Below are 18,585 nucleotides of genomic sequence, written 5' to 3'. Positions count from 1 at the left end.
ATACAGGCAACAGTTATTTGCTGTTGCCTGCGCTATACAACTCATGTGCGTGCAATTATTGCTTAACTATTTTATACGTAGTTTTTTGCGTGCCATTATTTATTTGCAACACATAAATACCGGGCCCCAGTTTATTTACATTAACAGTTGTACTTCCGTTAAACGACTGGTGTAATAATAACCTGCCTGCCACATCGAACAACTGCCATGAAATTGTAGTATTGCCAGCAGCAACCATGTGGAGCAAATCCTTTACAGGATTGGGATATAGCTGTATACCCGCAAAACTAAACGGAATATTTTTGATGGGGGAATATGCTATTTTGCCATCTACATCTGTGATTTTTATTCTGTAAAAATTGTTACCATTTACCGGTTGGGTATGGGTATATCCATATTGCTTTTGGTTGCTGTTTAAGGTTGAAGCTTTTATTACTGCGATAGGCGTAAAACTGGTGCCGTTAGTGCTGTTTTCAACCGTATAATTTGCTACACCCTGCTCCTGCGTAACCAGCCATTGCAGTTGCACTGTTTTACCTACAGGTTTTGCCGTAAAATTAATTAACTGTACAGGTAATGCGCCCAACCTGTCTATAGCTACATAATGATACAGAAAGTTATTATAGTGGTATTGTTCAGGCTGGTCGTTATTGGGGTTTACTTCCAGATAAAGATTATACACCCCAGCCGGCAAAGCAGTAACGTTTATATTAAAAGCAATGTGCACGGTATCGCCTGCGGGTAAAGGTTTTACTTTAGGAATAATAAAAGGCAAAGCCTGGTTATTTTGGTTGTACAAAATTAGTTTAACCGAAAGCGAGTCAAAATTGCTGCTGCTGATATTTTTAAACACCACATCGCCTTTTAAACTATCATAGGTAATATTGGTGCCATGGTTAAACGAAAGAGTATCTGGCAAAATGCTACCCAGGTTGGTGGCAATGGCACCTTCAGGTACCGGTTCAAATTCTACACTCCATTGTTGTAGCTGATAAGGTAATAAGGTAACAGAATCCTGTGTATGCATTTTTAACTGTACATAAGGGTATTGTGCAGCATCAATAGCCGTAATATCAAAGCTATGCGTAGCTGTATCGATGGTATACCAAAGCGAATCTTTACCTGCAGTATCTATCGTAATTATATCTAGCCTGCTGATAGCATTGGCATTGGATGCACTTCCATTCCAGGTTACCTTATTCCATTTTTTGCTCGGCCCAAATTTTGGCGATGTGATGGTACCCACTGTATCGTGAATGGCCATATTATTAGACAGGCTGATTCTATCGTATAAGCCCTTTGACAACACAGATAATGTTTTAAAACCGGCTGCATCATTTTTCTTATATACAAAAATAAAAGTACGTGCATAGGTAAATGAATCTATTTGGGTGCCCTGATCTTTTAACCTGTGGTAGAGGGAATTTCTACTGCCATACAAGGCAGTATCTTTTGCCCAAACGGTAGGTGCCCAATCGCTGTTACCCTGATCGTAAATCTTTCTTACTACTACGTAATAACCATTTTTTACATAGTTATCCATAAAGTCCATAGCATTTTTTCGGGTAGCAGCTGTTTGTGTACTATACTCAAAATTATAGCGGCGCATACTATCACAAATGGCACCGGCATTATACGGCGAGGTAGTATTTAGGATAGGTTTAAACGTTAGCGGATCAAACACATTAAAGATGATTGAACTGCCTACACAGGCACTCCATGTAATAATAGAACCATTTACAGCAATACTAAACTGTCCATTTTCTAATCCGCTTGTGGGGAATATGGAATGCAAGACAAAAAGGTTGGAAAATGAGGGCGAAAATGTAAAACTGCGTGTAGCCGTATCAGCAGCCAGCCCATTAAAAGCAGATTCAGTATGCTGATAAAAGTGTGATTGCTGAAACCCGCTATTCCCCGGATTACTATGTGTAAATGAAAAAGTATTCCAATGTTTATCGGCACTGTCTTCTGATACCCGCCAGAAGTACACCGTGTTATTTAAGCCCAGCGCAATATTATTAAACCCAATTAGTCCACCAGTGGAAACTGTTTGTGCCGTTTGTTTTACCGGAGAATTAAATAGCACTGTAGTATCCAGTTCCATTACATATTGTGTAAGCGAATCAAATGCATAAGCAGTGGAAGCTGCCAGATTTACCACATCGGTATTTACAATTGAAAAATTATAAGGACTCACCGGCAACAAGTCTGCAGCAGATATTTTTACGGATATGCTGGCCGTATTATTGTTTTCGCTTAATTCTGCAAAGGTTTTAGTATCGTCAATCAAAGCAGTTAAGGTGGTAGTGCCTTTATCCCTGTTTCCTACGATGGGCAAAGTAATCACCAGTGTATCAGCCTGTTTAATAGCTGGCAGCATTTTGCTATAGGCAGTAACACTTACCCCATTGGGGAATTTCCGTTCTAAAGAAAAATGTACTGAATCATTTTTGGCAATACCCAAATTATAAACAGGTATATGTACAGTAAACGAATCATTGGCCGTAGTTAAATAACCCGGGGTACTACTTATCCTGGCTGCATCAATAATATAATCAGGTTTTGCAAAAGAGTTTAACACCAAGGCAGGGTCTCCGTTAAAAGTATATTGCTCAGCATGCATACGGCCATAAAAATCATCCAGGGTGGTTACCTGCAAGCTCTTTGCAATGGCTTCCTTTGTTACCTGACCAAAAGCTTTACCATATTGCGTGGTGGCGATGGAATTGTAAAACTGCTGTGTAAAAATATCCAGGTAATCTACTACCCCATAACTACTGGATGAAAGATAGCCAATAGCACCCTTGCCCGGCTCTAACACAAATTTCTCTGACAAGGTAGAACGTAAGGTTTGCCTGTTACTTTCATACCCAAAAATATTACCGGCCAAACATCCATTTACAATAAACAAGGGATATTTACCAGTATTGGTGTAATTGGCGGGATTATCAAGGCTGAAATCAATATTACTCGCTGAGGAGTGACCAAAATACTCTACCAATCCACTGCCATCATTGTACTCATTGGTAAAATCAATAACGGCTTTTGGGTAGCCAGTTGGGTCTGCAGTTTTACTATAGTTAATCAGGTTGGCGCCAAAAAGTGTATCGGTAATAGTTTTACCATAATTACGCATAGCATTATCAATGGTTACGCCAATCAAAGGATCGTTGGCACCTGCCAACTGAATTACCTTTTTCATCCAGGCCTTATTGGCCAGGGTTTGGGTGGTATCTCTTTGTGCCGCTTCGTAGGTTTTTATTTTTGCCAGGTATGCCCCAATTTCATCTGGATTAATTACTGATAAACGCCCAATAGGTGTGGCCGGCGTTGGATCGTAATTTGCTGAGCTAAGCAAATTATCAGAACCCGGACTGCCAAATACAGGTACCAGATTGGTTTGTGTTACAACAGATGCTACTGTACCTGCTGCCCTGTAAGCTGTATAGCTAATACCCTTACCTACCAAAAAAACATAGGCCGGAGGTACAGCAAAATTGGTTCGGGCATATTGTAAAAAGTTTTTTACCGACAGTGGATGTTTGATAATACCATATGCAAACTGGTCTTCCAGTTGCTCAATATCAATTATTCTTGTATTAAAATGCCCGCCACTATCCGAGCTTCTGTAATCACTGTATTGTTGTAAATAATTGCTATTACCACTACCATACAACAAGGGATTGGAAATAATCAAATAATTACCCTGATTGGCGGCATCCGCATAATTAACCATTTGCCTTGGCTGCAAGCTGCTAATCGTTTTTGCGGTTGAGCCATCTGCCTTTACCAAAACAAGCTGGTAATCGCTTGCCGAAGGCTCCAGAAAAAACTGCAGCGTATCTGTAATGGCGGTATTGGCAATATATCTTTTGCCATTGGTAATATCGTATAATGCGGCATCACTGCTACCGCGGTTAAACTTGGTTATTTTAATATACCGGCCTGTATCTGATGCCGGAAGCGTAAATTCAAAAGAACTGGCATTGCCAAAATTAAACAGGCGGGAGTATTGCAGTTCCAGCACCACAATCTTCATTTCGTCCTCATTTACATCAGTTATGTTTTGAATCATAAATGTAACTGAGTCTCTTTTTAACCTTTTAGGCGATAGGGTGTCAATGGTTAATTTGGCCGAGTTAAAATACCCCATCGGAAACTGTGTAAGCGAATCGCCGTTCATTAATATTTTTACTTCCCTGTCGTAGGGGCTGTTACCCATTAATGTAAAACGGGCCGTCATTAGTGGCCCTGTGGTATCCAGTTGTAAGGGAAAAAATGTTTGTGGCAATTGTACATTACCCAATGGAGATCCGTTGCGACGTATAGGCCGGCTCATATAACCTTCGCCCTTATCGTAAGAGGATGAATACAATCTTTGTTCTACAAAAATGCCATAACCTTCGTTAAGGCTGCCTTTAAAATAACGGCCAATGGTATAGGTAAAATTTTTATCAGGGGCAATGGATACACCGGCAATATTATTGATGGTATTTACAAACCGCTTATTGGCAATACCGGCATTTACCGTTAAAAAATAGGTTGCCGAGTCTGTTTCCAGGTTCCAATAATCACTTAATTGTAAGGCGCTATCCCGGTATAAGGCTTTATCAACTTTACCATTTGCAATTTCGCCCCAAAATTCTATATAGTCGGCTGATGTTAATATGCCCGAAGGTTTAGAAATATACAGGGGCACTTCTTTACCCTCCCTTAATAACTGAAAATTTTCGGCATCAATATTCCCCAATCCGCTGGCAGCCAGAGTAGGTTGGGTAATACGCACTACGCCCTTTTTTATGGGCGATGCAGTTATATCCAAACCAAAAGGCCCCACTTTAAACTTGTAGTAAGTTTTACCGTAATCTATCCATTCGTTATTAAAATGCTGTGCCCGGGTTGTAAAGGCCGTAATAGTAAGTAGTAAAACAAAAAATAGTTGTTTCATGCGCACCACGTAGTTTTTCTTTTAGGATTTATAGCACAAATATAAATATTACCTATTGGATTGTTTATTAAAGTTAGCCCTAATGCGTTAAGCTGGTATTAGATTTTAATTAATTACCCGGCTCAAAGCATATTACCATATAATACCTTTCATAAAACGAAGCGATTGCACAATAAATTATGTGCTTATTAGCCAGACTTTTAATTATCTATTGGGCCTTACTTGCGTCGCACTCTTGTACGGTTGGATTGTTTATTGAGCTTTTAGCGGTGATTTGATTGAAGCAAAGGCAGTTGGCGGGGACGCCAACAGTAGCGAAAAAGGCAGTTCACTTGTATTAGCACCCCTAACCATTTATAAACGAAACCAAAAGAATGGAATTTTTATTTAAATTGTATGATAGATACACAGCAACCTTATTTACAAAGGAAAAGAAATAGCCTTTGGCTCTGTAGGAGCATCCTGTTTATAGAAAAAATAGGAGGAATTTTTTAAGGCTCAGTAGGTGCCTCCTAATAAATATAATTTATGGCAAATACATTTTCACAGATTTATCTTCAATTCGTATTCTCTGTTAAACACAGGGAATCCCTTATACCTAAGGCACATAAAGAAGAATTACATAAATATATCACAAGTCTTGTCCAAAACCGAAAAGCCAAAATGCTTGGTATACATTGTATGCCAGATCATACGCATTTATTTGTAGGGTATAAACCATCTGTTTTAATATCAGATTTTATCAAAGAAATAAAGGTTGAGAGTAACGAGTTTATTAATGATAAGCAATGGATTAAAGGAAGATTTAGCTGGCAGGAAGGTTATGGTGTTTTTTCGTATTCGTATTCCCATATTGACAGGGTAATTAATTATATTATCAATCAGGAGAGCCATCATCAAAAAAGAACTTTCAGGCAAGAATATCTTGAAATGCTTGAAAAGTTTAAAATCTCTTTTGAAGAGAATTATCTGTTTGATTTTTTTGATTGAGAAGGAGAAAGGAGGCACCTACGGAGCCATTGAATTAACCAATTTTTTTTGGTGCTATAAACAGGTTGCTCCTACGGAGCAGAAAGCAGTTGAAAAGGAAGTTCACTTGTATTAGCACCCCTAACCATTTATAAACGAAACCAAACGAATGGAGTTTTTATTCGAATGATACGGTAAATACACAACAGGCCTATTTGTAAAGGAGAAAAAAAGAAATAGGCTTTGGCTCCGTAGGAGCATCCTGTTTATAGAAAATATATGATGGATTTTTTAAGGCTCCGTAGGTGCCTCGTAATTAAATATTATATATGTCAAATACATTTTCACAAATGTATCTGTTTGATTTTTTTGATTAAGGAGAAGGGAGGAGGCACCTACGGAGCCATTGAATTCACCAATTATTTTTGGTGCTATAAACAGGTTGCTCCTACGGAGCAGAAAGCAGTTGAAAAGGAAGTTCACTTGTATTACCCCCATTCTGGCGAAAGTATACAGTAAAGCCGTTACAGCCTAGCTCATTAGTGCTTTAGCAAAAGCCATTATAAACCATACACTACATTAATATGCAGCACCAGCACTATTGAAAAACTTATAGGATAAAATCACTAAGATTATACCATTGAAAAACAAAAATTAATAAATTTATACTGGCATTTAAATTTTAAGTTTTTAGGAAGAAAAAGGGGCAATGGTTCTCCACTGCCCCCAATTTTTTACCCATAATTAATAATCCTCCCACAATTGGCTTACATAATTGTCAGCCTTTATAAAAGCCCCATTAATAATCCAACCGTACAAGTGTGCGACGCAAGGAACCATGAAAAAATATATATCGCCTGGCTTAAAAAGATAATATGGTTTTAGTATTTTTAATAAAACATATATTTTAATGAAACAATTTCTAACCATCATTTCTGCTGCCACCTTACTTGCATTTGCAGCATGTAATGAGCCTGCAAAAAATGCTGCACAAGAAAATGCAGCAGATGCCATTTATTATAATGGCGATATTGTAACCATGGAAGGCGATAGTGCTATATATGCCGAAGCTATTGCTGTAAAGGCCGGTAAAATTGTTTTTGTGGGTAGCAAAAACGAAGCTGAAAAAATGAAAGGTGACAGCACCGCAATGAATGATTTGCAGGGCAAAACCCTGGTACCAGGTTTTATTGATGGTCATTGCCATTTTTTTGCCTTAGGTGCGCAGGCTATTTATGCTAATTTACTGGCATCTCCCGATGGCAATTGCAATTCAATTGATGATTTAATAAATGAACTGAAAACATGGCATCAGAAAAACGGTACCGACAAATCGCAGGGATGGATTATGGGTACTGGTTTTGATGATGCAGTGCTAAAAGAAAATCGTTTTCCTACAAAAGAAGATTTGGACAAAGTTTCTAAAGATATCCCTGTAATGATAACACATATCTCTGGCCACTTTTGTAGTGTAAATACAAAAGCGTTGGAGGTGTTGGGTATAACCGCCGCCACAAAAGATCCGGCCGGTGGCGTTATAAGGCGAGTAAAAGGAAGTAAGGCTCCAAATGGAGTATTGGAAGAATTGGCTGCTATTCCGCATATGATGAAACTAATTGCGCCTCCTCAAAAAGAAATGAGTGATATGTTTATGGATGCTGGACAAAAATTGGCGGCAAGCTATGGTTATACTACCTGCACCGAAGGCCGTGCTACCGGCAATCACTTACTTATGGCCGACTATGCCAGCAGAGGTAAAATGTATATTGATATTAACTCCTGGATTGACTATTCCGTTCCTGAATATATGCGGAGTGAATGGTATAGTAAAGAGTATACAAATCATTATAGAATTGAAGGCTTAAAACTTACGCTTGATGGATCTCCTCAGGGAAGAACAGCTTGGCGTACCCTACCTTATTTAGTGCCACCGGATGGGCAAAAATTAGGTTATAAAGGTTATCCGGCCATTCCTAAAGATGAAGATGTGCAAAAAATTGTTGATACCGCATTTGCCAATAACTGGCAATTAAAAGTGCATTGTAATGGGGATGCGGCAGCTGACCAATTGTTCAGGGCGCTGGATAAAGCTACTGCCAAATACGGAAACAAGGACAGAAGGAATATTTTAATACACGGCCAATTGATAAGAATGGATCAACTGGACAGTATTAAAAAATATGATCTGGTGGCATCTTTCTTTCCCATGCATACTTTTTATTGGGGCGATTGGTACAAACAAATTATCGGGCCAGATAAAGCGCAACAAATCAGCCCCATAAAGTCGGCATTGAATAAAGGTATACGGGTTACCAGCCATACCGATGCACCTGTTGCTTTACCTAACCTGATGATGATTATGTGGACAACCGTAAACCGTGTAAGCCGCAGTGGCACCGTGATGGGCCCAGATGAAAGATTAACACCCTATGAAGCATTGAAATCTATCACAATATGGGGTGCAGAACAGTTTTTTGAAGAAAATCAAAAAGGTACCATATCAACCGGTAAACTGGCCGATATGGTGGTACTGGATCAAAATCCATTGAAAATTAATCCAATGAATTTAAAGGATATTGTTGTGCTGGAAACAATCAAAGAAGGTAAAACGATATATAAAAAATAAAAGATTCAATGGCTATATTTTAATTTTCAAAATATAGTTGGTCATTAATGTAGTAAATAATTTCTTTTATTTACCCGGCATTTGATTAAAAAATGGGGCATCTGTTGCGTCGCACAATTATACTTTCTTATCACTGCTGAACAAAGAACAAAGCATATAAGTGTGCGACACAGCAACAGGTGCCATTTTAATGTCAGCCTGATTCATAAAATCGCTTATTCAATTTAATATGTTATGTATGTTAGAAAAACTGTTTGTAGGGTTTGTATTCCTTTTAATATCAATAAAACTTTCTGCACAACATGCTGAAGAAACATTTCATGCACACCATTCATTGGGCCTTGTGGTAAGCCACACACAAATTACTACAGGTATCAAGGCAAATGGTGATAAGAAATGGTTATCACTTGCTTCCTGGGGCCTGAATTATAATTATAAGTTCAGCCAAAAATGGGCAATTGGATTACATAACGATATTGTAGTAGAAGATTTTGAAGTAGAAGATCATAGAAGCAGTAGTAATAAAACACTGGAAAGAAGTTACCCAATTGCCTCAGCCTTAATGGTATCATACAAACCTGGTAAGCATTTTAGTTTTATGCTGGGTCCGGGAGAAGAGTTTGCCCATACAGGAAATTTATTTCTGTTAAGGGCTGGGATTGAGTATGGTTACCATATTAATAAAAATTGGGAGTTAAATGCACTTATAACTAACGATTATAAAGTAAATGCCTACAATTCCTGGGCAATTGGCTTGGGCATTACAAAAATATTTTAGCTGGCAAACTAAATTTTAAACCATATAAGATACAAATATGAAGCAGTTGATTATTTCTTTTTTCTGCATAATGCTTGTCTCAACAATTTCGGTAGCACAATCATCGTGGAAATCGCCTGAGTATAAACCTGAATTATACCGTAAAGTAATTGTTCTGGCAAAGGTTTCAGATGATCTTATTAAAAGGCAGTTAGAAGACGGTACCGTAAAAATGCTGAATGACAAAGGCTTTAGTGCAATACCTGCTTATTCGAATATTTCTGAATCAGACCTGGTATCAGAAGATGCATTAATTGCTAAAGCAGATAAACTTGAGGCTGATGCATTAATTGTTTATACGATTACAGGAAACAGCACTGAATACAAAAAAACACCTTCGGTTGATGCTTCTTTGGGGATACCGGTAAAACTGGGAATATTCAGGGGGTTTATTGGGGGCAATGTTCCTATTGCAGGTGGAACAAAAACGGTAAGCACATTACATGCAACGGCTACCTTTTATAACCGCTCAACCACATCTATGCAATGGAGTATGGCACTTACCGGTTCCTTGAAAAAAGGGTCAAATAAATTAGCCGATGCTTTTGCTAAATCTACAGTTAATCAATTGATAAAAGACAAAATTTTTACTCAAAAGATATCATATTGATCAAATAAAACACAATCATGAAAAAACAATTCATTATTTTTCTTTTGGTATTATCTGCAACAGCAGTGTTTGCTCAAGACTCAGCAGTGGTAAAACAAACCGTTGATCCATCAAAACCCACCAACCTTTATACACAGGTAAATGCAGGCCTCGAATATCAAAGTGGTAAAACGCAGAACCTTATTGGTGCAAGAGTTAATGTTCAATATGCATTAAATCCTGATAACCTTTTTCTGGTAGAACTACCTTTGCTTTACAATGACCTCTCTTCAAAATTTGGTGCAGGAGATATGCGCATTCGTTACTACAATGCCGTTAAAAGAAATATTTCAAAATCTTTTATTGCCATTGCCCCTTTTGCTGATATAAGCCTGCCTACAGGCTCTTATAAAAACGGGCTGGGTAGCAGTAGCTGGTCACTCGCAGCAGGTGTAGTTGGTGGATTTATACTGAGTAAAAAATTATCCATCTTCCCCGGTATAAGTTATGTACATGTTACCAAGCCAGGTACAGACCTAATTCCCGAAGCATTGAAGTTTGCCAGTGATGGTGCAGGCCTGCAGTTCAATGCCAGCTACGCATTCAACAAATCAACTTTTTTGTTTATTAATCCAACGCCTGCATTTTTAAGTACAAATGGTAACTGGAAAACATTTTGGAGCGGAGAATTGAATCTGAACAAAATTATTACCCCGAATAAGTTTAAAGTGAACGCATTTTGGGGGCCAAACTTTACTACAAAAGTGTATACTTACAGGCTGGGCGCTACTGTATATTTATAATATAACCAGTTATACGGGTAATAAATATTTTTTAATAAATACCATTGAACTTGTATTATATCCAGTATGTTTTTCTGCTTTTGTCATACGCCGCTAACTGCCCCATTTAGGTAAAGAAAGGAGCTCAATATATAATCCAACCGTACAAGTGTGCGACGCAAGTAATGCTGCCAAATGAATCTGCGGCCTGGCCCAAAATATTGGTTTTACTGCAAAGGCGTTTCCCCAAATTTGGAGTAGCGGATGGGTGTTGAGCAGTATAATAGTTACCGCATACGCTTTACAAGGTATGGCCTATGCTATCAATAAAGGCCTTACTTACATTTTAGTCCAGTAGAAATTATTGAAAATAAATTTGCGCAACTAAAAAGTTGCATATATATTTGCAACCAGCAAGTTGCATATTTAATTACAGTGTAATGAAAAAAGACATTTTTCAGGCAATAGCCGACCCCACACGAAGGGCTATTTTAACCTTAATTGCCCTGCAGGCTTTAACGCCCAATGCCATGGCAGACAAATTTGATATGAGCCGGCAGGCAGTATCGAAGCACATTAAGGTATTACAGGAATGCGAGCTGATTAAACCAGCACCTGTTGGCAGGGAAATTTATTACCATTTAAACCCAAAAAAAATGCAGGAGTTAGATAATTGGCTGGCACAGTTCAGGAAAATATGGGAATCGCAATTTAACCAGCTTGATAAAGTATTATCCACCCTGCAAAACCAACAAAAATGACCAGCAATTTACTATTTGATTTTACTGTTGACAAAACAGCGAATACCATTTTTATACACCGTGAATTTGCTGCCCCGCTTGCATTAGTTTGGGATGCGTTTACCAAACCTGACATTCTTGATCAATGGGGGGCACCGGCACCATTTACCGCACACACCATTTACATGAACTTTATAGTTGGTGGAAGAAGATTTTATAAAATGGTAAGTCCGGAAGGGCTGGAGCACTATTCGGTTCAGGACTATACAGTAATTACACCGATGAGCAACCTGCAATATATTTCTGGCTTTAGCGATAAGGATGAACAGGTTAACCCGGCATTTTATGGCTCAATAAATAACCTGAACTTTAGTGAAGCCAATGGTATTACCATGGTTAGCATCACCATACAATATACATCGCTGGCCATATTGGAAATGATGGTGGAAAAAGGCTTTAAAGAAGGATTTACATTAACCATGAGCAACCTGGAAAAGTTATTGGCCAGGCTATAAAAATAATTTTCGATTTACATACATCTAAAACATTAGTAAACAATTTAATCATCTAACAATTAACCATTATGGCAAGTATTAATCCACACATTAATTTCAACGGCAATGCTGAGGAAGCATTCAATTTTTACCAATCAGTATTTGGCGGAGCGTTTGCAAAAATTATCCGTTTTAAAGATTTGGCAAGTGATGAATTCCCGGTAGCACCGCATGAGGCAAACAAAATAATGCATATTGCTTTACCCATTGGAAACAGCGTTTTAATGGCTAATGATGTACCTGAAATACTGGGAACAACAAATGAAAATGAGAACAGAAGCAAAATTGTAATTAGTGCAGAAAGCAAGGAAGAAGCTGACAAATTATTCAATGGGCTTTCAGTAGACGGACAGGTTGAAATGCCTATTTCAGACAGTCCCTGGGGTACCTATTTTGGGATGTTTAGAGACAAATATGGCATTGAATGGATGATAGATTTTGATCCAAATTATAAGGGGCAAATATAAACGGGAAAAAGTGGCAGTGGTTTTACACTGCCTTTTTTTATGCCGCAATGTGCATCTTGCTTAAAAAATGCCCTCGCCGTTTCACTAGGGTAAAAGCACATTTATAAACAGAACGTACAAGTGTGCGACGCAAGTAAAGTTGAAATGTAATCTATAAGCCGGGCCAATAAATTATTTTGAATCAATTGAGACGGATTAAATATCCCAGTTTAAATTAAAATTTTTAGGCTTGGTAATTAACCATTTTTCCAAAACCTGCTCAATGGTTTCTATTACAAAGGGCTTTGCTACAAAATCGTTCATGCCAGCTTCCAGGCTTTTATCCCGGTCTTCTTTTAACACACCGGCAGTTAATGCTATGATGGGTACACGGCTACCCTTTTCAATATTTCTTATAGCGGCAGTTGCCTGATAGCCGTTCATTTCGGGCATTTGCACATCCATAAAAACAATATCGGGATACTCTTCTTTGAAGCGGTCGAACGCTTCTTTACCATTGGTGGCTTCTATAAGGGTGGCATTGGGCAAAAGTTCACCCAGCATGGCTGTAATAAGCATAATATTAAAGGCATTATCATCTACCACCAGCACTTTAACATAGCTGTTTTTGTAGCTACTTTTATTGGTTGTACCACTTGTCGAGTCGGTTTGTGCATTAAGCTGCTTTTGATGTGCATCAGTTTTTGAAAGAGACTCAAACAGTTGCTGCATTTTTATTGGCTTCACCAATTTTTGTATTACCCCAAATGATTTACAGGTATCGTTAATTTCCTTGTCATCTGCTGAGCTGTGCAACAAAATGATGGGCAGTTTTTCAGCAGTAATTTGCAAGGTTTGCCTGATATATTTTATGGTTTCCAAGCCATCCATCTGGGGCATATGGTAATCCATAATTACTGCATCACATTCGATACCCGCTTTTAAAAACTCAATAGCCCGTAACCCATTTTCGGCTTCTCTAGTATTTATTTGTTTTAGGGCCAGCATATCTTTTACGAGCAGGCGGTTATTGGTATTATCATCCACCAATAATATATTTTTATACTGATGTGTATTCTTCCATTCTATGGGATCGCCTTCCATTGTTTTGGTACAGAGTTCAAAAAAGAAAGTGCTCCCCTCGTCTGGTATGCTTTGCAGCTGCAATTCGCTACCCATAAGTGATAACAGTTTTTTGGAAATAGCCAGTCCAAGGCCCGTACCTCCAAATTTGCGGGTGGTGGAAGCATCTTCCTGAGAAAAGGCTTCAAATATTTTTTGTTGGTTTTTGGGGTCAATTCCTATGCCTGTATCCCTAACCGAAAAACGGAAACAACCAATATCATTCTCTGCTTTACTGAGTAATTCAATTTTTAATTCTATTTCGCCTTTGGCTGTAAACTTAACTGCATTGCCTAACAGGTTAATAAGTATTTGTCTTATCCTTACCGCATCTGTCCAAATAAACCGTGGTACATATGGCGATATATTTAAGAGCAATTCAAGGTTTTTCTCGTAAGCCTGAAAACTAACAATATCGCCTATCTGGTAACCCAATTCCAGGATATCTGTTTTATGAATTTCGATTTCCAGTTTGCCCGCTTCTATTTTTGAAAAATCGAGGATTTCGTTGATGATATCCAGTAAAGAATTGGCAGATTTATATACGGCAGAAATATATTGTTCCTGTGTTTCGTCTAATTGTGTTTTTAATACCAAATCAGAAAATCCGATAACGCTATTTAACGGGGTACGGATTTCGTGGCTCATATTGGCAAGAAATTCAGATTTGGCCTTACTACCGGCTTCGGCTTTTTCTTTGGCGCTAATAAATTCCTGTTCCAGCGCTTTACTATCTGTAATATCCCGTTTTATGGCAATCCAATGTGTGTATTGCCCATTGTTACCGGCAATAGGCGACAAGGAAATGCTGGACCAAAATTCTTCTCTGTTTTTTTTATAGTTAATTACTTCAAACCGGCAGGGCTGAAAATTTTTGATACTTTCACCAACCCGGTGCAGTTCAGTTTTATCCGTTTTAGGGCCCTGTAATATTTTAGGCGATTTGCCTATCACTTCTTCTTTGCTATAACCTGTTATTTTGGAATAGGCATCATTTACAAAAATGATTTTATGCCTGCGGTGGTTATTGGGGTCTACTTCTGTAATGGTAACAGCATCGGTGGTATTGGTAATTACCGACTCCATTAACTGTAATCGGGTTTCTTCATTTTTTTTGTGCGAAATATCCCTTCCAATACCAACCAGCCCTATAATTTTTCCTTTTTCATCCCGAATGGGTACTTTGGAATTAAGCATCCAACGCTTTTGCCCGTTATTATCAATAAAAAAATCTTCTTTATTTAACTGAGGCATACCGGTTTTAAATACGGCCTGGTCATCAGCAAATGAGCTGTCGGCAATTTCTTTGGGATAAATGTCGTAATCGTTTTTGCCCAATACATCTTCCTCCTTCTCAAAACCCATGTATTTTAGGTCTACCGGATTGGCAATTACCTTGCGGCATTCAATATCTTTTACATATACCGAATCGGGCAGATTATCAATTAATGCCCTAAGCAGCATTCTTTCGTACTGTATGGTTTCCTGCGCTTTTTTCAAATCTGAAATATCGCGGAAAATGCCCAATGTGCCGATAAATAAACCATTTTCTATTTGGGGGCTGGCCGTAACCAAGATACTTTTTTGTGTACCGTCGGATAAAATAATTTCCGTTTCGTATACGCTAAATTTCCCTTCGCGGCGCTGAGCCGTTTGATTTGTAATAAAATCGAAGTTTTCTTTGGTGAAAAAATCTTTTAAATTTTTACCGTTTAATTCGCCCCTGCCTACTCCAAATATTTTTTCGGCTGCTATATTGGCAAATATGAATTGTTCATCATTATTGCAAATACCAACACCCTCCCCCATACTTTCTATCAAGGAAGCATAACTGGCTTCTCTTTTTCTACGGGCGGCAATATTTTTCTTAAGCGGTTTATACAGAAAAATATAGATAACAGGAAAAATCAGCACAGATAAAAGAGTAGCATCTAAAATAGCCGACTCCCATTCGGATAGGTCGGGCAGTGCTTTTAAAAAAAGCATAATGATCATTTCGCTTAGAAAAATAGCCCCAACAACCATAACGAAAATCATTACCTCGTTCGGATTGGAAAAAAAACCGGATGCTTTTTTACTTTGAATACCATTATACAAAGACTTATTTAACTCTATTTCAATATTGGATTTACTGCTCATACTAATTGTTTCATAGAATTTTTTAAGTACTTACTTAGGCGAAAACGGCGTAAAGAGTTAACATTACAATAATTAATGCAATTGTTATTTATTAAAAATACAAAAAATGAGTCTTTGCAAAGCAGAAATTGGCAGGAGCTTTTACAAAGAAGTATATTTTTTTAGCCTGAATTGGGAAAATTGATCCCGGATTATAATACCCAAGCTAGTAAGCTTGAACCTTAAACACCAAATAGAGTAAAAACAACGGACCATTTTAGGCCATAATGGCCCGTTTCAAGCATAAATCAGCAGCTTCAAGGCTGTGTTTAGGTTAAGTTTGGCTTAACTATTTTCTGTATGCTAAATTCCTTTACCTTTGCGGCTCGAAAAAATGGGCCATTGCATTTTGCCCATAAAAGTTCGGAACGATGAACGGATTGCGACGCAAGAGACGATCCCACAGGGTTATAAAGCCGGAATTATACAAAACAAACAATAAATACAAATACAAAAAGTCATGGCGGACTTAAGATTACAGAGAAACTTTGGTATTGCAGCGCACATTGATGCGGGCAAAACCACCTGTACAGAGCGTATTCTGTACTATACCGGTATGAGCCATAAAATTGGTGAAGTACACGACGGTGCGGCAACAACCGACTGGATGGAACAGGAAAAAGAAAGAGGTATTACCATTACTTCTGCTGCGGTTACCTGCTACTGGAGCTTCCCTACTACACAGGGCAAACCTTTACCAGATACTAAAAAGTACAAATTCAATATTATCGATACTCCGGGTCACGTTGACTTTACAGTAGAGGTAGAACGCTCTATGCGTGTATTGGATGGTCTGGTAGCGTTGTTTAGTGCGGTTGATGGTGTTGAACCACAAAGCGAAACTGTATGGCGCCAGGCTAACCGTTATAATGTACCTCGTATTGGTTTTGTTAACAAAATGGACCGCTCTGGTGCTGACTTCTTAAACGTTGTTAAGCAGGTGCGTGAAATGTTGGGTGCCAAATCTGTACCATTACAGTTACCAATTGGTGCTGAGGATGATTTTAAAGGTATTGTAGATCTTATTTTAATGAAGGGCATTATTTGGGATAACGAAACCCAGGGTGCAACCTATAAAGAAATTCCAATTCCTGCCGATATGCAGGAGGAAGCTGAATACTGGAGAACACAATTGATTGAAGCTGTTGCCGAGTATGATGACAAACTAATGGAAAAATTCTTTGATGATCCTAATACCATCACAGAGGATGAAGTACATGAAGCAGTACGTAAAGCAACTATTGACCTTAGCATTGTACCAATGCTTTGCGGTAGTGCATTTAAAAATAAAGGTGTTCAAACCTTGCTGGATAATGTAGTTCGTTACCTGCCCAGCCCTATTGATGTAGGTGCTATTACAGGTACAGACCCAGAAACCGGTGAAGAAATTAAGCGCATGCCAGATGCTAAAGAACCATTTGCAGCATTGGCATTTAAAATCATGACCGATCCATTCGTTGGTCGTTTGGCATTCTTCAGGGTTTACTCTGGCCATTTAGATGCAGGTTCTTATGTTAAAAACATGCGCAGTGGCAAAAACGAGCGTATTAGCCGTATTATGCAAATGTTTGCCAACAAGCAAAACCCAATTCCTGAAATTGAAGCAGGTGATATTGGTGCAGCTGTAGGTTTTAAAGAAATTAAAACCGGAGATACCCTTTGCGATGAAAACCATCCAATTGTTTTGGAAAACATGTTTATTCCAGAACCGGTAATCTCTGTAGCTGTGGAACCAAAAACACAGGCCGACGTTGATAAAATGGGTATGGCTATTGCCAAACTGGTAGAAGAAGATCCTACATTACGTGTAAGAACTGATGAAGAAACCGGCCAAACCATTTTAAGTGGTATGGGTGAGTTGCACCTGGAAATTATTGTAGACCGTATGAAACGTGAGTTTAAGGTTGAAATTAACCAGGGTAATCCTCAGGTTGCCTATAAAGAAGCCTTTAATGCAACTGTAGAACACCGTGAAGTGCTTAAAAAGCAAACCGGTGGTCGTGGTAAGTTTGCTGATATTCAGTTTGAATTAGGCCCTGCTGATGCTGAATGGCTGGCAGCTAATCCAAAAGAACATTACCAGTTTGTAAATAACCTGTTTGGTGGTTCTATCCCACGTGAATTTGTTCCTGCGATCGAAAAAGGATTTAAACTTGCTATGACAACAGGTGTGTTGGCCAGTTACCCTGTAGATAACATGAAAATTCGTGTATTTGATGGTAGTTTCCACGCGGTTGACTCTGATGCTATGAGCTTTGAGCTTTGTGCAAGAGGCGGTTACAGAGAAGCAGCCCGTAAAGCAAAACCTGTTTTGCTGGAGCCTATTATGAAAGTGGAGGTGGTAACACCAGACCAATACATGGGTGATGTTACAGGTGACTTAAACCGTCGTCGTGGTATGCTGGAAGGTATGGACACACGTGGTAATGCACAGGTAATTAAAGCCAAAGTGCCTTTGAGCGAAATGTTTGGTTATGTTACCCAACTGCGTTCATTATCAAGTGGCCGTGCAACTTCTACCATGGAGTTTAGCCATTATAGCCCTGCACCAAATAACATTGCAGAGGAAGTAATTGCCAAACAAAAAGGTAAAGTAAAAGTAGAAGACTAATACGAATTGCTAATTCTTTCTACGTTATAATAAAGCCCCGCTTCAGTAAAATGAAGCGGGGTTTTTTGTGCCCGGCTATTTTTTTGGGGCCAGGGTACACCGCGCTATTAAGCTTTACTTGCCACGCTCGGTTCGGGGTTCGGATTATATGGCAGCAGGTAAAAAGCACCATAGTATTACTGCAGTACAAGAGTGCGACG

At 38.6% G+C, this 18,585-nt stretch carries 11 protein-coding genes; 9 read left to right on the top strand and 2 right to left on the bottom strand.

Going from position 1 to position 18,585, the window contains the following annotated elements:
• Window positions 1-55: 55 nt before the first annotated feature.
• Window positions 56-4,951 (bottom strand): putative type IX secretion system sortase PorU2, encoded by a 4,896-nt coding sequence (gene porU2, locus GD597_RS12950; RefSeq protein WP_171608290.1) that lies wholly within the window; start codon window positions 4,949-4,951, stop codon window positions 56-58.
• A 528-nt stretch (window positions 4,952-5,479) separates the two neighbouring features.
• Here porU2 and tnpA point away from each other — a divergent pair.
• The 8 genes from tnpA (at window position 5,480) to GD597_RS12910 (ending at window position 12,495) form a co-directional block, all read left to right on the top strand.
• Window positions 5,480-5,941 carry an IS200/IS605 family transposase gene (gene tnpA / locus GD597_RS12945; RefSeq protein WP_171608289.1) on the top strand — a complete coding sequence of 154 codons (462 nt, stop codon included), beginning with the start codon at window positions 5,480-5,482 and terminating at the stop codon, window positions 5,939-5,941.
• Between the two features lie 889 nt (window positions 5,942-6,830).
• Complete coding sequence (locus tag GD597_RS12940; RefSeq protein WP_171608288.1) at window positions 6,831-8,546, top strand: amidohydrolase; 1,716 nt, start codon at window positions 6,831-6,833, stop codon at window positions 8,544-8,546.
• 238 nt (window positions 8,547-8,784) lie between these two features.
• Window positions 8,785-9,324 carry a hypothetical protein gene (locus GD597_RS12935; RefSeq protein ID WP_171608287.1) on the top strand — a complete coding sequence of 180 codons (540 nt, stop codon included), beginning with the start codon at window positions 8,785-8,787 and terminating at the stop codon, window positions 9,322-9,324.
• Window positions 9,325-9,361: 37 nt separating this feature from the next.
• Complete coding sequence (locus tag GD597_RS12930) at window positions 9,362-9,973, top strand: hypothetical protein (RefSeq protein WP_171608286.1); 612 nt, start codon at window positions 9,362-9,364, stop codon at window positions 9,971-9,973.
• A gap of 17 nt (window positions 9,974-9,990) precedes the next feature.
• Complete coding sequence (locus GD597_RS12925) at window positions 9,991-10,755, top strand: hypothetical protein (RefSeq protein WP_171608285.1); 765 nt, start codon at window positions 9,991-9,993, stop codon at window positions 10,753-10,755.
• Between the two features lie 419 nt (window positions 10,756-11,174).
• Window positions 11,175-11,495 (top strand): ArsR/SmtB family transcription factor, encoded by a 321-nt coding sequence (locus GD597_RS12920; RefSeq protein ID WP_171608284.1) that lies wholly within the window; start codon window positions 11,175-11,177, stop codon window positions 11,493-11,495.
• Complete coding sequence (locus GD597_RS12915; protein WP_171608283.1) at window positions 11,492-11,989, top strand: SRPBCC family protein; 498 nt, start codon at window positions 11,492-11,494, stop codon at window positions 11,987-11,989. The genes GD597_RS12920 and GD597_RS12915 overlap by 4 nt, the downstream gene beginning before the upstream one ends.
• Before the next feature lie 68 nt (window positions 11,990-12,057).
• A complete protein-coding gene (locus GD597_RS12910) occupies window positions 12,058-12,495 on the top strand; it encodes a VOC family protein (RefSeq protein WP_171608282.1) in 438 nt (145 codons plus the stop codon).
• Between the two features lie 195 nt (window positions 12,496-12,690).
• Here GD597_RS12910 and GD597_RS12905 read toward each other — a convergent pair whose 3' ends face one another.
• Window positions 12,691-15,735: a PAS domain-containing hybrid sensor histidine kinase/response regulator gene (locus GD597_RS12905; protein WP_171608281.1), complete on the bottom strand. Its 3,045-nt coding sequence runs from the start codon at window positions 15,733-15,735 to the stop codon at window positions 12,691-12,693.
• 499 nt (window positions 15,736-16,234) lie between these two features.
• Here GD597_RS12905 and fusA point away from each other — a divergent pair, with 499 nt between their 5' ends.
• Window positions 16,235-18,385, top strand: a complete 2,151-nt coding sequence (gene fusA / locus GD597_RS12900) for an elongation factor G (protein ID WP_171608280.1) — start codon at window positions 16,235-16,237, stop codon at window positions 18,383-18,385.
• The last annotated feature ends 200 nt before the right edge of the window (window positions 18,386-18,585 follow it).

It is taken from the genome of Limnovirga soli (genome assembly GCF_013106755.1).
GTDB classification, from domain to species: Bacteria; Bacteroidota; Bacteroidia; order Chitinophagales; family Chitinophagaceae; genus Limnovirga; species Limnovirga soli.
This window is presented reverse-complemented; position numbering and strand designations above follow the sequence as displayed.